Source organism: Mycobacterium pinniadriaticum (genome assembly GCF_026242045.1).
GTDB classification, from domain to species: domain Bacteria; phylum Actinomycetota; class Actinomycetes; order Mycobacteriales; family Mycobacteriaceae; genus Mycobacterium; species Mycobacterium pinniadriaticum.
Window position 1 is genome coordinate 1 of record NZ_JAPJDO010000051.1, and the last position, 14,546, is coordinate 14,546.

Below are 14,546 nucleotides of genomic sequence, written 5' to 3' on the forward strand. Positions count from 1 at the left end.
AACTGGAAACCTTGGGGTACAAAGTCACTCTCGAACCCCGCACCAACGCCGCCTAGCACCAGCGAGCAACCGCTCACCCAGCTTGGGTCACCCAATTTTCGAGAGAGACGCGAACGTACCCGACACGCCGTGAGAAATGGGACGTTTGCGTCTGCTCGCCCAGGGCCTAGGCCGCCGACCCGACCGCCGCGGTCAGCGAACCGAAGCCGCGCGCGCGCAGTCGCGCGGCGATGCCGTCGTGAATCTCCTTGGCCCACGCGCCGCCGCCATAGATGAACCCGGTGTAGCCCTGCAGTAGCGCCGCGCCGGCGGTGATGCGCTCCCAGGCGTCGTCGGCGGTCTCGATGCCGCCCACGCTGATCAGTACCAGATCCGCACCGACCCGCCGGTACAGCCGGCGCAGGATCTCCAGCGACCGGCGCGCCACCGGCGGCCCCGAGATTCCGCCGGGCCCGAGATCGTCCACACCGGGTGTGCGCAGGCCGGCCCGCGAAATCGTGGTGTTGGCCGCCACGATGCCGGCCAGCCCCAGCTCCACCGCCAGATCCGCGACGGCGTCGACGTCCTCGTCGGACAGATCGGGGGCGATCTTGACCAGCACCGGGGTCGACGTTTCGGCCAGCACGGCCGACAGGATGGGCCGCAGGGACTCAACCGCCTGCAGGTCGCGCAGCCCCGGGGTGTTGGGGGAGCTGACGTTGACCACCAGGTAATCGGCCAGCGGACCCAGCAGCCGTGCGCTGGCCCGGTAGTCCTCGGCGGCAAGTTCCGGGGGCGTGACCTTCGACTTGCCGATGTTCACCCCGACGGGTGTGTCGGGCCGGTGCCGGGCCAGCTGCAGCGCCAGTGCTCCGGCGCCGTGGTTGTTGAACCCCATCCGGTTGAGCAGCGCGCGGTCCTGCGGTAGGCGGAACAACCGCGGCTGGGGGTTGCCCGGCTGCGGCTGGGCAGTCACGGTACCCACCTCGGCGTAGCCGAATCCCAGTGCGCCCCAGGTCTTCAAGCCGAGGCCGTCCTTGTCGAAGCCCGCCGCCAGCCCGAGCGGGCCGGGGAAGCGGACCCCGAACACCGTGCTTTCCAGCACCGGGTCGCGCGGGGCGAGCCGGCGGCGCAGCGCCTTGCGGGTCATCGAGGTGGCCGTGGCGGCGCGCAGGCCGCCGAACACCAGCGTGTGGATGCGTTCGGGGGGCACCAGGAAGAATGCCCGCCGCAGCGCCGCGTACATCACAGGCCGGGCTGGTCGGCGCTCTGGCCGTTGAGGCGGGACTTCTTGCGCCGCAAGAGAACCCGACGGCTTCCATCGGTGTACAGCCGCACCCGGGTCAGCTCCCAACCCCGATATTCGGCCTCGATGGACAACCGCGTCGAGGCGCTGATCCGGGTGACGTCCGGCGGTAGCCGCAGCGGAATCCACTCGTAGTCGTCGGACAGCTCGATCTCCCAGCTGGCCGGCATCGGGCCCCGGTGCGCGGCACTCACCGGGCACCGGCCGCGTTGCGAATCACCTGGACGCCGGCGCCGGTTGCCGACACGACGTAGAGCGTGTCGGACGTGTCGTCGAAAGCCAGCGAGTTCGGTTGCTGCACGGTCGGGTAACGCACCTTCTCCACGGGAATGCCAGTCGTCAGATCGTAACCAACCACCATATTCGCCGCGGTCTGAGAAACCCACGCCAAATTCCGTGATCCGGCCAGCCCGTAGGGCGCCTCCGGAACCGGGTAGGCCTGCCGTTCGATCAACGGATCGACGCCGAACACCAGGAGCTGCCCGCCGCGGGTGTCGGCCACCAGGACCCGGCCCAGCGGGTCGGCCGCCAGGGTGGTGGCCCCTTCGCCGGCGCGTAACGCCTGTTGGGTGCGGCCGTCGCTGTTCAGCGTGGTCACCGAGGTCTGCCCCCGGTCGAGGACAACGGCGGTGTCTCCTTCGGTGACGATGGCGTCGACACGCGCGAAGACCTTCACCTTCTCGGCCACCGCGGTCGGCGAGCCCAGGGTGAAGGCGGTGCCGTCGGCGCTGCCGAGCACCACCCGACCGTCGGCGCGCCGGGCGATCGCGGTGAAGTCGGTGCCGGCCTCACCATCGACCGACACCGCGGCCGCGGCGCCCGCGGCCAGGTCGACGGTGAAGTAGCCGCCAAGGGTCGACAGATATGCCGAGCCCAGGCCGTCACCACAGATCGCGGTTGCCGGGCCCGGCAGGGCGAGTTCGTGGGTCTGGCCCGAGGCCGGCAACAGCGTCAGCGTCGCGGGCGACTGGGCGTCGGCGCCGGGGGTCAACACCACCAGGGAACGGGTGCTTTCGTCGAAGATCGCGGCCTGAGGCGTGCCGCGCAGGGGTAACAGTTCACCCGCCGGGCGGGTTGCCTCCGGCGGGGACACCGCGGGCGCGGCGGGCTCGACCGTCGGCGGCGGCGCGGTCAGCGGGTTCGAGGAACAGCCGGCCGCGACGACGGTGAGCACCAAAAACGTGGCCGTCGACCTGCGCAAACCGGCCCTGTTTCGGAGCATTGGCAACGGGTAGCCCTCGGACGTGTTCAAGATCGAGCGAGCATGTCGCCCTCTGTCGATCAGGAATTCTAGGCGCGCCCAGCGAAGACATTTTGCCGTGTTTGTCTTTTCTCTCGCCGTAACTGGCGTTATGGTTGGCTCATGACGTTGGCCGTGACTCCAGAGTCCGACACGCGCGAGTTTGCTATCGAAGACATGTCCACTGGCGTTTTCGCCAGTGGATTCGGTCACCTCGGCGATGGCCGTAGCTTCTCCTTCCAGGTCCACCGCGGCCAGCTGATGGTCGAGGTGTACCACCCTCGCCTCGTCGGGCCGGTGCCACATGAGGAGGACGTGGTGGCGACCGCCGCCCGCAGCCTCACCGACTTCGATGTCGACGACGAGCGCAGCCTGGCGGCAGTCGTGCGCGATGCGGTGGCCACCGCCCAGCCGGTGCGCTGAATTACCAGGTCCATCCAGTACGGTCGGCGGCGTGGATGTCGCGCCGATGTCGTGGTTGCAGGTCGTTGTTCTGTCGATCGTGCAGGGCCTGACGGAGTTCCTGCCGATCTCCTCCTCGAGCCACCTGGCGATCGTGTCCCGGGTTTTCTTCTCGGCCGATGCGGGTGCCTCGTTCACCGCGGTGTCCCAGCTGGGGACCGAGGCCGCCGTGGTGATCTACTTCGCCCGCGATATCTGGCGCATCCTCAAAGCCTGGTTCAACGGGCTCTTCGTCAAGGCGCACCGGAACAACATCGACTACCGCATGGGCTGGTACGTCATCATCGGCACGGTGCCGATTGTCGTGATCGGTCTGGCGTTCAAGGAAGCCATCCGGGGCGAGGTCCGCAATCTGTGGGTGATCGCCACCGCGATGCTGCTGTTCTCGGCCGTGATCGCCGCCGCCGAGTACATGGGCAAGCAGACCCGCCATGTCGAGCAACTGACCTGGAAGGACGGCCTGCTGGTGGGCATCGCCCAGTGTCTGGCCCTGATTCCCGGGGTGTCTCGGTCCGGCTCGACGATCAGTGCCGGCCTGTTCCTCGGCCTCGATCGCCCGCTGTCGGCGAGGTTTGGCTTCCTGCTTGGTATTCCGGCGGTCTTGGCCTCTGGGCTGTTCTCGCTGCCCGACGCCTTCCACCCGGTGACCGAGGGGATGAGCGCCACCGGGGCGCAACTGCTGGTGTCGGTGATCATCACGTTCGTCGTCGGCTACGCGGCGATCGCCTGGCTGCTGCGCTTCGTCGCCCACCACGCCATGTACTGGTTTGTCGGCTACCGGGTCGTCTTGGCCCTGGTGGTGATGGCGTTGTTGACGACGGGCGTGGTCGCGGCGGGGTGATCCGGTGACCGTCATACTTCTGCGGCACGGCCGCTCGACTTCCAACACCGCGCACACGCTGGCCGGCCGGACCGAGGGTGTCGAACTCGACGAGAAGGGGCTGGGCCAGGCCCGGGCGCTGGCGGGGCGGGTGAAGGGCCTGCCGATCAAGGCGGTGGTCCGGTCGCCGCTGCTGCGCTGCCGACTCACCGTGGAGCCGTTGGCCGCCGAGCTGGGCCTGGAACCGCTGATCGACGACCGGCTCGCGGAGGTCGACTACGGGCAGTGGACCGGTCGCGCGCTGAAGGATCTGGTGCAGGAGCCGCTGTGGTCGGTGGTGCAGCATCAGCCGAGCGCGGCGGTGTTCCCCGGCGGAGAGGGCCTGGCGCAGGTGCAGGCGCGCGCGGTGGCCGCCGTCCGTGAACATGACCGCCGACTGGCCGAGGAGCACGGCAATGATGTGCTGTGGATTGCTTGTACGCACGGGGATGTGATCAAGGCGGTCGTCGCCGACGCGCTGGGCACACACCTGGACAGTTTCCAGCGGATCACCGCCGACCCGGCGTCGATGAGTGTGATCCGGTACACGCCGATTCGGCCCTTCGTGGTGCATGTCAACCACACCGGCGCCGAACTCGCATCGGCGCTGTCCGCGCCTCCGCCGCCGGCCGGCGACAAGACCGCCGACGACGCCGTCGTGGGCGGATCGACGGACTGACTGTGCCCGTTCCACCCGACCCGCTGGATTACGGCTCAGCGGCTTGAAGCCGGTATTTTGGAAACAACATGGCCCGCGCAATTCACGTCTTCCGCACACCCGACCGATTCGTCGCCGGGACCGTAGGGCAGCCCGGAAACCGGACCTTCTACCTGCAGGCGGTGCACGATAGCCGGGTGATCTCCGTGATCCTGGAGAAACAGCAGGTGGCGGTGTTGGCCGAGCGTATCGGGGCGCTGCTGGTCGAGATCAATCGCCGGTTCGGCACCCCCTTGCCGCCGGAGGCCGAGGTCGAAGACCTCAGCCCCCTGATCACTCCGGTGGACGCCGAGTTCCGGGTCGGCACGATGGGCCTGGGCTGGGATTCAGAGGCGCAGACCGTCGTCGTCGAACTGCTGGCGGTCACCGACACCGAATTCGACGCCTCAGTGGTGCTCGACGACGCCGAGGAGGGCCCCGACGCGGTGCGGGTCTTCCTCACTCCGGAGTCGGCCCGCCAGTTCGCCTCCCGGTCGAACCGGGTGATCTCGGCCGGCCGCCCACCCTGTCCGCTGTGTGACGAGCCGCTCGATCCCGAGGGACACATCTGTGTGCGCACCAACGGATATCGCCGGGGCGCATTCGGCGAGACCGACGACGATCTGGACTCGTGACGGGCGCCGACGGGGTGTCCGCCGGCGAGGCGTTGCGCTGCGGTGAACTGACCATCCTCGGGCGGATCCGCTCGGCGAGCAACGCGACCTTCCTGTGTGAGGCGACCTGGTCACAACACAGCGTGCACTGCGTCTACAAGCCGGTCGCCGGCGAACAACCGCTGTGGGATTTCCCGGACGGCACACTGGCCGGCCGCGAGCTGGGCGCCTATCTGGTGTCGACCGCGTTGGGCTGGAATATCGTGCCGCACACCATTATTCGTGATGGGCCAGCCGGCCCGGGCATGCTGCAGCTGTGGGTCGATCAGCCCGGCGACGGCGACGACAGTGAACCGGCCGGGCCGGATCTGGTCGATTTGTGCCCACCGGGATCGGTTCCGCCGGGCTATCTTTCGGTGCTGCGCGCCTACGACTACGCCGGCAACGACGTCACGCTCGTGCACGCCGACGACCCACGGCTGCGGCGGATGGCGATCTTCGACGTGATCGTCAACAACGCTGACCGCAAGGGTGGACACATCCTGGCCGGGGTCGACAACCGGGTCTACGGGGTCGATCACGGAGTCTCGCTGCATGTCCAGGACAAGCTGCGCACGGTGCTGTGGGGCTGGGCCGGAAAGCCGATCGACGACGAGACACTGGAATCAGTGGCCGCCCTCGGCGCCCAACTGGCCGGGCCGCTGGCCGACGAGCTGTGCGAGCACATCACCGCCGCCGAGGTCGCCGCCCTACGCCGGCGGGTCCGGTCGCTGCTGAGCGAACCGGTGATGCCGGGCCCCGATCGGCACCGGCCGATTCCCTGGCCGGCTTTCTGAGGCCTCCACCCGCGGGCCGAGCGACGTGACTGATCATGATTCGGCGATACTGGCTGGGTGAGCATGACCGACGCGGCGCTGGCCGCCGACCTTGCCGAGGAGGCGGGCCGGCTGCTGCTTTCGGTGCGTGACGAGATCGGCTTCGACTTTCCGCCCGCGCTGGGTGACGCCGGTGATGTGCGGGCCAACGCCCTGATTCTGCGCCGTCTGCGCGCCGAGCGGCCCGGTGACGCGGTGTTGTCCGAGGAGGCGTACGACGACCTGAAAAGGCTCAACGCCGACCGGGTGTGGATCATCGACCCGCTCGACGGCACCCGCGAGTTCTCGATGCCGCGCCGTACGGACTGGGCGGTGCACGTCGCCCTGTGGCAGCGAACCGGAGGGCCCGATGGCGCGATCACCGATGCCGCGGTGGCGCTGCCGGCAATGGGGGAGGTGCATCGGTCGGACACCGTGAGCGCCCCGCCGCAGCCGCATCCGGGTCCCATCCGCATCACCGCCAGCTCCAACCGCCCGCCCGCGGTGTTGTGGCGGCTCCGTGACCGCCTCGACATCGAGTTCATCCGGATCGGGTCGGCCGGCGCGAAGGCGATGGCAGTGGTCCGCGGTGACGCTGACGCCTACATCCACGCCGGCGGCCAGTGGGAATGGGATTCGGCCGCACCCGCGGGGGTGGTTCAGGCCGCCGGCCTGCATGCCACCCGGATCGACGGGTCGCCCCTGCGCTACAACCGGCCCGACCCCTACCTTCCCGACCTGCTCATGTGCCGGGCCGACGTGGCCGACCTGCTGCTCGACGCCATGTGGTTGGCCAGTTGAGGAATGGATACGGTCCCGGCGTTGTCACTGTATGGCGAGACAGCCGGTCCCCTCACCACCTGAGAGCGCAGTGAACAGCCAACCCCCTAGAGTCGAGGCCATGCAGTCCTGGCCGGCCGTCGACCTCCCGCAGCTGCCCGGCCGTGCGCCGGCGCTGCGCCTCTACGACACCGCCGATCGCCAGGTCCGCCCGACCGCGCCGGGACCGACCGCGACGATGTACGTCTGCGGAATCACGCCCTACGACGCGACCCACCTCGGCCACGCCGCCACCTACCTGGCCTTCGACCTCGTCCACCGGATCTGGCTCGACAGCGGCCACCGCGTCCATTACGTGCAGAACATCACCGACGTGGACGACCCACTGTTCGAACGGGCTAATCGGGACGGCGTCGACTGGCGCGAACTCGGCGCCCGGGAAACCCAGCTCTTCCGAGAGGACATGACCGCGCTGCGGGTGCTGCCGCCGCGCGACTACGTCGCGGCCACCGACACTGTCGGCGAGGTCGTCGAGCTGGTGGAGAAGATGCTGGCGTCCGGTGCGGCCTACGTCGTGGACGACGACGAGTACCCCGACATCTACTACCGGGCCGACGCCACCACACAGTTCGGCTACGAGTCGGGCTACGACCACGACACGATGATGCGGCTGTTCGCCGAGCGCGGCGGAGATCCGGACCGCGCGGGCAAGGCCGACCCGCTCGACGCACTGCTGTGGCGGGCGGCCCGTCCCGACGAGCCCAGCTGGCCCGCCTCGTTCGGCGCCGGCCGGCCCGGCTGGCACGTCGAGTGCGCGGCGATCGCGTTGAACCGCATCGGCTTCGGATTCGACGTTCAGGGCGGCGGTAGCGACCTGGTCTTCCCGCACCACGAGTTCTCCGCCGCCCACGCCGAATGCGTCACGGGGGAGCGCAGATTCGCGCGGCACTACGTGCACGCGGGCATGATCGGCTGGGACGGGCACAAGATGTCCAAGAGTCGCGGCAACCTGGTGCTGGTGTCCCGGTTGCGCGGCCAGGGCGTGGACCCGGCGGCCATCCGGCTCGGACTGCTGGCCGGGCACTACCGCAGCGACCGGTTCTGGAGCGATGCGGTGCTCGACGAGGCGCAGGCTCGGTTGCATCGCTGGCGGGCGGCTGCGGCGCTGTCCTCGGGTCCGGATGCCGCCGACGTGGTCGGCCGGCTGCGCCAATATCTGGCTGATGACCTGGACACCCCTAAAGCGCTTGCCGCCGTTGATGGCTGGGTCACCGATGCACTGGAGTACGGTGGCCACGACGAGGCCGCACCCGCTGCCGTCGCGGCCGCGGTCGACGCGCTACTGGGGGTTCCGCTGTAGCTCTCCGGCCGGCGTCAGCGCGGCGGCGTTGTCGGTGCCGGGGTGGCTGTCGGCGTGGGGGTCGGTATCGCACTGACCAACAGGCCGCCGGACACCCACTGAATCGTGATCATCGCCTGGGGCAGGGTGGTCCGCAGGTCGGCCTCCAACTCGACGACGTCGGGCGCCTCACGCCCGATCAGGGTGACCGTGACCTCCCTGGCGGATCCGGTGACACCGAGCACCGCGGTGTCAGGGCGGCTCGCCGCCCAGCTGGTGGCGGTCGAGCGCGCCGCCGCGAGTGCGGTTTCGTCGTCGGTGGGTCCGTTCGCCTCGGGGGCGCTGGTCCAACCGAGGCTGATCGGAATCTCCTGGCCGAAAAGGTCTTTCAGTCGGGCCGCCAGCTTGGCGGAGCTTTCCGGCGGACGCGGCCCCGCGGTCGCGACCACCAGTGTCCCGGCCTCGAAGCTCAGTCCCTTGAGAGTCAGGGATTGCTCGGTCAACCACGTCTCGACCGCCGGGGCCAGCGCGCTCAGCGGCGGAGGCGGCGTTTTGGGTTTCTGCTCCTGGGGAGTCTCGACGGGTATCCAGCCGAGCTGCACCGTGACCGGTCGGCCCAACGCGTTGCTGAGTTTGGCGGCCACGTCCTGCACCGATGGTGGATGGGTGGGACCGATGATCTCGGCCCGCACGGTGTCGCCGGTCGTGGTGATCCGGCCGAGGGTGTTGCCGGCGCCGAGCATGTTCGTGATGGTCTGGGTCGCGGTCTCGAGATCGCGGGCATGGCCGGTGAGGGCGACGAACCGGGGGACCAGGATGAGGGCGACCGCGACCGCTGCCGCTGCCGCGGCCGCCAGCGATACCAGGATCTGCGGGCGCCGTTCGCGGAAGGTGCGCAGCGGGACCAGGCCGCTCACCAGGAAGACGAGCGCGGCCATCAAGATGATGCCGACCAGGTTGGTGACGAACAGCAACGCCGCGCCCCGCGCCAGGTCCGGTTGACCGCGCCCCAGTAGCACCCCCACCGCCGCCAGTGGAGGCACCACCGCGACCGCGACCGCGACCCCGGGTAGCGCTACCGAGATCTCCTTGTGAACGGTGGCGAACGCGCCGGCGGCGCCGGCTCCGAGTGCCACCAGGAGGTCACGAATGTCGGGGCTGCACCGGGCCACGACTTCCGCGGGCAGCCCGACTCCGGTGGACGCCAGCAGGGTCGCGAACGCCCAGCCCACCCCGACGGCCCCGATGGCCGACACCAACACCAGCGCCAGCCCCTGCAGGAGTCGCCGCCCCCATCCCATGACCAGTGAGGCGGCGACGCCCATGATGGGTGACATCAACGGTGCGATCATCATCGCGCCGATGACGACCGCCGCGGAATTCTGTAGCAGACCGATGGCGGCGACCAGGCTGGACAGGAACATCAGCACCGCGAATCGCGCCACTGCCGCACCGGTCGGCACCACCATGAGGGCGTCGATGAGTGTTCTGCGGTCTTTGATCCGCAACGGGTGCGGCCACCACTGGGCCATCCGGCGGCCACCCACGGCCGCGAGCCCGGTGTCGGAAGAGCCTGATCCGGTCATGTCGAGTTCACCGTAATGGGCCCGGCATCCCGAGCCATGTCGGCGCGCTGGGATCGTGGTGCTCTACAGCGTGACGACCCCGTAGGCGCCCACCTGCGCGCTCAGGAACCGCAGCTGATCGGTCGCCGAGCCGAGGGTCTGGTCGATGGCCGTCAGCCGCGCGGCGTAGTGGGCCACCGGGTATTCCGCGGTCACGCCGATCCCACCGTGCATCTGGATGGACTCCTGGGCGATGTGGCGCCCCGATCGACCGATCTGCATCTTCGCCCTGGCGGCGACCACCGGATCCAGCCGGCCGTCGGTGATGCACATCGCCGCGTAATAGTTCATGCTGCGCGCCAGCTCCAGCGAGACGTACATGTCCGCCGCCCGCTGCGTCAGAGTCTGAAAAGTCTTGAGCGGCACGCCGAATTGCTTGCGGGTGTTCAGGTACTCCGTGGTCAGGCGCAGCGATTCGTCCATCGCGCCGACGGCCTCGGCGCACAGCGCGGAGGAGTAGCGGATCAGCGCCGCGTGGACGCGGTCGGAGACATCACCGCCGTCGCCGAGCGGTTGTGCCGGGGCGCTGTCGAAGTCGATCTCGGCGCCGCGCTGCCCGTCGAAGGTCCGGTACGAACGGCGGGTGGTCGCCGCGGCGTCCACCAGGAAGACACCGACCCCGCCGTCGGGGAGGCCGGCGGTGACGACGAGGACGTCGGCGCTGCCGCCGGCCAGCACGGGATTCTTGCGCCCGGTGACGGTCCAGTCGCCACCGGATTGGGTTGCGCGGGTGGATAGTTCGTCCCGGCCGCGCAGACCCTTCTCGGTATGCGCCAGTGCGAGCAGTCGTGCGCCGGAGGCGACGTCATCGAGCAGTGCGCGCTGTTCGTCGCTGCCCAGGTCGGCGATGACGCCACCCGGGATCAGCGCGGCGGTCGCGACCGGTTCCAGTGCCAGGCGACGACCGATCTCGGTCATCACGACCATGATCTCGATCTGGCCGGATTCCTCAGGGTCGAAGCCGAGGCCGAGGATGCCGATGTCGGCCAATTGCCGCCACACGTCGCGGCTCCAGCCGAGCTCGGAGTCGGCGATCTTGTTGCGGCTCTCGATGTCATAGCTGCGGGAGAACACCTCGCGGGCGGTGTCGGCCAGCAGTTGTTGTTCGTCGGTCAGGTCGAAGTTCATGGCCGGCCCTCTCCAGAATTAGATGTCACAGTCCCAGGATCGTCGAGGAGATGATGGTGCGCTGGACCTCATTGCTTCCGCCGTAGATCGAGGTCTTGCGGTAGTTCAGATATTTGGGAGCGGCGTGCTGCGCCCACAGTGGCGAGTCGATGTCGGGGCCGCCGTCGAACGGCAGCGCATCGGGTCCGGCCACTTCCACAGCCAGCTCGGTGATCGCCTGCTGCAGCTGGCTGCCCCGTAGCTTCAGGATCGACGACGCCGGGTTCGGCTTGCCGGTTCCCTCGTCGCCGCTGACCCGCAGCTGCGTGAGTTCCAGTGCCAGCAACTCGTTTTCGATCTCGGCGACCTTGGCCGCGAACAGCTGATCATCGAGCAGAGTGCCGGCGCCGACTCTGGTCTGCGCGGCGTATTCCTTGACGCCGGCGAGCCACAGCTTGGTGGTACCGATGCGTGCGATGCCGGTCCGTTCGTTGGACAGCAGGAACTTGGCGTAGCTCCAACCCTGGTTCTCCTCGCCGACGAGCTGGTTGGCGGGCACCCGCACGTCGGAGAAGAACACCTCGTTGACCTCGTAGCTGCCGTCGATCAGCTTGATCGGCCGCAGGGTGATCCCCGGTGTGGACATCTCGACGAGGATGAATGAGATCCCGGCCTGTTTCTTGGGGGCCTCGGGATTGGTGCGGGCCAGCACGAAGATCCAGTCGGCGAACTGGCCCAGTGTCGTCCAGGTCTTCTGGCCGTTGATGACGTACTCGTCGCCGTCGCGGATCGCGGTGGTTCGCAGCGAGGCCAGATCCGAGCCGGCTTCCGGCTCGGAAAAGCCCTGGCACCACCAGATGTCGAGATTGGCGGTGGGGGGCAGGAAACGTTCCTTGATCTCCTGGGAACCGAAGTGCGCGATCACCGGTCCGACCATGCTGGCGTTGAAGGCCAGCGGCTCGGGCACACAGGCCAACCGCATCTCGTCGGCCCAGATCTGGCGCTGCAGGGGTGTCCAGTCCTTGCCGCCCCACTCCACGGGCCAGTTGGGCACTCCCAGGCCGGCCTTGTTGAGGATCCGCTGGGTCTCGATCATGTCGTCGGGGTAGCGCAGGGTGTCGGTGCGGGCCCGCTCGCGGATCTCGGCGGGAACCTCGGTGGTGAAGAATTCGCGCAACTCGTCGCGGAACGACGCGTCGGCGTCACTCAGTGCCAGTCTCACGAGCGCAACCTCGATTCGTTGTTACTCGGCGGTATCCACTGAACGTTAGCGCAGCCCTACCAACTGGTCGGCAGGACCTCCCGACGACTTCGAATTCGTGGGGCGGAATCCCCCGGGTGGCCATGCGTGCTAGTCTCAGGACGTTCGTACAGGGCGATCGCCCTAATACATCTCGGGAGGTGCTCGGCGGTGAACTCCCCGGCAGCGCAGCGCGGACAGGAGGTACGCCGGCGATTGCTTGCCGCCGCCGCCGAACTGATCGGGGAACGGGGCTGGAGCGCGGTGAGCACCCGCGTGCTGGCTGAACGCGCCGGCGTCACCCCGTCGGTCGTGCACTACCACTTCCCCTCGGTGCAGGCACTCCTGCGCGAGGCGGTCGTCACGGGTATGTCCGCGGCCGTCGCCGAACTCGCCGTGTTCCTCGACGGTGCGCACGGTGCCGGGGATCTCGTCGAGGCGATGTTGGCTTCGGTGGCCTCCTATTCCGGCACCGATCCGACGTCGATGTTGTTCATCGAGGCATATCTGGCCGCCACCCGCGATGAGGTGCTGCGCGAGCAGATTGCCGACGCCTTGGGTGGCCTGCGGCTCAGCCTCGGCCGCCGGCTGGCGGATCGCGGGGTGGCCGATCCCGACGGGACCGCCGCGGTGCTGCTGGCAGCCCTCGACGGTGTGCTGCTGCACCGCGGACTGGGCGGCGGGGTGGACGGTCAGGCCGCCGCGATGATCCTGCGCCGGCTGGTCACCTGATCGGCAACGACGCGAGAAGCACTCCACGACAAGGAGGTACAACAGGAGATGAAGATCGCAATCTGTGGAGCGGGAATGGCCGGGCTGGCCCTGGCCAACAGGATCCGGGCCACCGGCGGTGAAGCGGTCGTGCTGGAACGGGCGCCGGGACCGCGGGCTCAGGGGTACATGATCGACTTCTTCGGCCCCGGCTTCGACGCAGCCGAAGCCATGGGCCTGGTGCCGGCGATCGACGAGGTCGCCTACCCGATCGATGAGGTGAGTCTGGTCGACGAGCATGGACGCCGGCGGGCGGGATTGCCGTACCGGCAGTTCGCCGACGCGGTGGGCGGCCGGTTGCGCAGCTTGATGCGACCGGACCTGGAGAAGGTCCTCCGCGACAGCCTCGACGCGGGTGTCGATCTGCGATTCGGTTGCGAGGTAGCCGGTTTCGACGACCACGGCGACGGTGTGACCGTGCACCTGGGCGACGGCGCACCGATCGAGGCCGACCTTCTGGTCGGCGCCGACGGAATTCATTCGACGGTGCGACGGCTCGCATTCGGCGAGGAGTCGAATTTCCTGCGCTACCTCGGCTTCCACACGGCGGCGTTCGTGTTCGACGACCCGGAGATCCGGCAGCTGACCGCCGGCCGCTTCGTCTTGACCGACACCGTGGGCAAGCAGATGGGGTTCTACACGTTGCGTGACGGGCGCATCGCGGTGTTCGCGGTGCATCGTCAGTCTGATCCCGCATTGCCGGACGACGTCCGCTCGGCGGTTCAGCACACCTACCGAGATCTCGGATGGTTGGCTCCCCGTGCTCTCGATCGGTGCCCGCCCGCCGACGACATCTACTACGACCAGGTCGCCCAGATCCAGCTGCCCCGGTGGAGCAGCGGCCGGGTGGTGCTGCTCGGAGATGCCTGCTTCGCCGTGTCGCTGCTGGCCGGGCAGGGCGCGTCGATGGGCATCGCCGGCGCCTACGTGCTTGCCGACCGGCTGCAGCGGGTGACGTCGATCGAACAGGCGCTGGCCGACTACGAACGGTTGTGGCGCCCGGTGGCCGAGGAGAAACAGGCCAGTGGCCGCAACGCTGCGCGCTGGTTCCTGCCCAAGTCCGCCCTCGGGCTGTGGGTGCGCCGCACCGCGCTGGCGGCGGCCGCCCGGGTGCCGCTGGCAAACCGGTACGTCGGGGCCGCCCTGGCGGGGAAGTCCACCGGGCTGATCGCCAGCCTGCGTGCCGGCGGTCACTCGTGGCGGGAGGCGGTCAGATGAGCCAGTGGAGCCCGGGGCGGGTGACTCACGCATTGTTCCGCGCCCCGGCGTGGTTCTACGGCCACGGGCTGGGGTGGCTGCTCACCGGCCGGATGCTGTGCTTGACCCATGTCGGCCGGCGCTACCGCACGGTGCTCGAAGTCGTCGGCCGGCGCGGCGACGAGATCTACGTCGTCGCCGGGTGGGGCTCATCGTCGGACTGGTACCGCAATATCCAGGCCACCCCGCCGGTCGAGGTGGCCAGCGGTCGGCGCGCGTTCGTGCCGGCCTGGCGGCGGCTGGACGCCGCCGAGGCGGAGGTGGTGATCGCCGACTACGAACGGCGCAACCGGCTGATCACGCCCGTGGTGCGGTTGGGTTTGTCCAAATTGGTGGGCTGGCGATACGACGGCACCCCGGCAGCGCGCGAGCGGCTGGTCAGCGAACTACCGTTGCTCGGCTTTCGTCCGCGCTGA

16 protein-coding genes are annotated in these 14,546 nt (G+C 68.9%); 10 read left to right on the forward strand and 6 right to left on the reverse strand.

Features of this window, described 5'->3' with window-relative positions:
- Nucleotides 1–166: 166 nt before the first annotated feature.
- Genes ORI27_RS29870 through ORI27_RS29880 form a run of 3 tightly spaced genes read right to left on the reverse strand, consistent with a single transcriptional unit; the run spans nucleotide 167 to nucleotide 2,507 of the window.
- Entirely contained in the window at nucleotides 167–1,225 is a 1,059-nt protein-coding gene (locus tag ORI27_RS29870) for a quinone-dependent dihydroorotate dehydrogenase (RefSeq protein WP_266000801.1), read from the reverse strand.
- Nucleotides 1,225–1,479: a DUF5703 family protein gene (locus ORI27_RS29875; protein WP_266000800.1), complete on the reverse strand. Its 255-nt coding sequence runs from the start codon at nucleotides 1,477–1,479 to the stop codon at nucleotides 1,225–1,227. The genes ORI27_RS29870 and ORI27_RS29875 overlap by 1 nt, the downstream gene beginning before the upstream one ends.
- The gene (locus tag ORI27_RS29880) at nucleotides 1,476–2,507 is read right to left on the reverse strand and encodes a YncE family protein (RefSeq protein WP_266000799.1); all 1,032 of its coding nucleotides are present in this window, start codon (nucleotides 2,505–2,507) and stop codon (nucleotides 1,476–1,478) included. Before ORI27_RS29880 ends, ORI27_RS29875 begins: the two co-directional genes overlap by 4 nt.
- A gap of 147 nt (nucleotides 2,508–2,654) precedes the next feature.
- Here ORI27_RS29880 and ORI27_RS29885 point away from each other — a divergent pair, with 147 nt between their 5' ends.
- The 7 genes from ORI27_RS29885 (at nucleotide 2,655) to mshC (ending at nucleotide 8,151) form a co-directional block, all read left to right on the forward strand.
- Nucleotides 2,655–2,948 (forward strand): hypothetical protein, encoded by a 294-nt coding sequence (locus ORI27_RS29885; RefSeq protein WP_407666481.1) that lies wholly within the window; start codon nucleotides 2,655–2,657, stop codon nucleotides 2,946–2,948.
- 46 nt (nucleotides 2,949–2,994) lie between these two features.
- The gene (locus ORI27_RS29890; protein ID WP_266000807.1) at nucleotides 2,995–3,828 is read left to right on the forward strand and encodes an undecaprenyl-diphosphate phosphatase; all 834 of its coding nucleotides are present in this window, start codon (nucleotides 2,995–2,997) and stop codon (nucleotides 3,826–3,828) included.
- A 4-nt stretch (nucleotides 3,829–3,832) separates the two neighbouring features.
- Nucleotides 3,833–4,525, forward strand: coding sequence for a histidine phosphatase family protein (locus ORI27_RS29895; protein WP_266000797.1), 693 nt, complete (start codon nucleotides 3,833–3,835; stop codon nucleotides 4,523–4,525).
- Nucleotides 4,526–4,593: 68 nt separating this feature from the next.
- A complete protein-coding gene (locus ORI27_RS29900) occupies nucleotides 4,594–5,178 on the forward strand; it encodes a DUF3090 domain-containing protein (RefSeq protein ID WP_266000796.1) in 585 nt (194 codons plus the stop codon).
- Nucleotides 5,175–5,993, forward strand: a complete 819-nt coding sequence (locus ORI27_RS29905; RefSeq protein ID WP_266000795.1) for an SCO1664 family protein — start codon at nucleotides 5,175–5,177, stop codon at nucleotides 5,991–5,993. The genes ORI27_RS29900 and ORI27_RS29905 overlap by 4 nt, the downstream gene beginning before the upstream one ends.
- A 57-nt stretch (nucleotides 5,994–6,050) precedes the next feature.
- Nucleotides 6,051–6,812, forward strand: a complete 762-nt coding sequence (locus ORI27_RS29910; protein ID WP_323055694.1) for a 3'(2'),5'-bisphosphate nucleotidase CysQ — start codon at nucleotides 6,051–6,053, stop codon at nucleotides 6,810–6,812.
- Between the two features lie 100 nt (nucleotides 6,813–6,912).
- A complete protein-coding gene (gene mshC, locus ORI27_RS29915) occupies nucleotides 6,913–8,151 on the forward strand; it encodes a cysteine--1-D-myo-inosityl 2-amino-2-deoxy-alpha-D-glucopyranoside ligase (RefSeq protein ID WP_266000794.1) in 1,239 nt (412 codons plus the stop codon).
- Between the two features lie 14 nt (nucleotides 8,152–8,165).
- On the opposite strand, the gene ORI27_RS29920 is transcribed toward mshC, so the two are convergent.
- The 3 genes from ORI27_RS29920 to ORI27_RS29930 all read right to left on the reverse strand — a co-directional run bounded on the left by ORI27_RS29920 (nucleotide 8,166) and on the right by ORI27_RS29930 (nucleotide 12,084).
- The gene (locus ORI27_RS29920) at nucleotides 8,166–9,716 is read right to left on the reverse strand and encodes a DUF389 domain-containing protein (protein ID WP_266000793.1); all 1,551 of its coding nucleotides are present in this window, start codon (nucleotides 9,714–9,716) and stop codon (nucleotides 8,166–8,168) included.
- A gap of 63 nt (nucleotides 9,717–9,779) precedes the next feature.
- Nucleotides 9,780–10,883: an acyl-CoA dehydrogenase family protein gene (locus ORI27_RS29925; RefSeq protein ID WP_266000792.1), complete on the reverse strand. Its 1,104-nt coding sequence runs from the start codon at nucleotides 10,881–10,883 to the stop codon at nucleotides 9,780–9,782.
- A 25-nt stretch (nucleotides 10,884–10,908) separates the two neighbouring features.
- Nucleotides 10,909–12,084 carry an acyl-CoA dehydrogenase family protein gene (locus ORI27_RS29930; protein WP_266000791.1) on the reverse strand — a complete coding sequence of 392 codons (1,176 nt, stop codon included), beginning with the start codon at nucleotides 12,082–12,084 and terminating at the stop codon, nucleotides 10,909–10,911.
- Nucleotides 12,085–12,273: 189 nt separating this feature from the next.
- Here ORI27_RS29930 and ORI27_RS29935 point away from each other — a divergent pair, with 189 nt between their 5' ends.
- From ORI27_RS29935 to ORI27_RS29945, 3 genes are read left to right on the forward strand one after another with little or no spacing between them, the layout of a single operon-like run.
- Nucleotides 12,274–12,834, forward strand: a complete 561-nt coding sequence (locus ORI27_RS29935) for a TetR/AcrR family transcriptional regulator (RefSeq protein ID WP_266000790.1) — start codon at nucleotides 12,274–12,276, stop codon at nucleotides 12,832–12,834.
- Nucleotides 12,835–12,882: 48 nt separating this feature from the next.
- Nucleotides 12,883–14,091 carry an FAD-dependent monooxygenase gene (locus tag ORI27_RS29940; RefSeq protein ID WP_266000789.1) on the forward strand — a complete coding sequence of 403 codons (1,209 nt, stop codon included), beginning with the start codon at nucleotides 12,883–12,885 and terminating at the stop codon, nucleotides 14,089–14,091.
- Nucleotides 14,088–14,546, forward strand: coding sequence for a nitroreductase family deazaflavin-dependent oxidoreductase (locus ORI27_RS29945; protein WP_266000788.1), 459 nt, complete (start codon nucleotides 14,088–14,090; stop codon nucleotides 14,544–14,546). The genes ORI27_RS29940 and ORI27_RS29945 overlap by 4 nt, the downstream gene beginning before the upstream one ends.

Bases quoted from the DNA above. Each gene is read 5' to 3' on its own strand.
- ORI27_RS29880 (WP_266000799.1), bottom strand. From the start codon at position 2,507: ATGCTCCGAAACAGGGCCGGTTTGCGCAGGTCGACGGCCACGTTTTTG.
- ORI27_RS29870 (WP_266000801.1), bottom strand. From the start codon at position 1,225: ATGTACGCGGCGCTGCGGCGGGCATTCTTCCTGGTGCCCCCCGAACGC.
- ORI27_RS29890 (WP_266000807.1), top strand. From the start codon at position 2,995: ATGTCGTGGTTGCAGGTCGTTGTTCTGTCGATCGTGCAGGGCCTGACG.
- ORI27_RS29925 (WP_266000792.1), bottom strand. From the start codon at position 10,883: ATGAACTTCGACCTGACCGACGAACAACAACTGCTGGCCGACACCGCC.
- mshC (WP_266000794.1), top strand. From the start codon at position 6,913: ATGCAGTCCTGGCCGGCCGTCGACCTCCCGCAGCTGCCCGGCCGTGCG.
- ORI27_RS29920 (WP_266000793.1), bottom strand. From the start codon at position 9,716: ATGACCGGATCAGGCTCTTCCGACACCGGGCTCGCGGCCGTGGGTGGC.
- ORI27_RS29940 (WP_266000789.1), top strand. From the start codon at position 12,883: ATGAAGATCGCAATCTGTGGAGCGGGAATGGCCGGGCTGGCCCTGGCC.
- ORI27_RS29900 (WP_266000796.1), top strand. From the start codon at position 4,594: ATGGCCCGCGCAATTCACGTCTTCCGCACACCCGACCGATTCGTCGCC.
- ORI27_RS29945 (WP_266000788.1), top strand. From the start codon at position 14,088: ATGAGCCAGTGGAGCCCGGGGCGGGTGACTCACGCATTGTTCCGCGCC.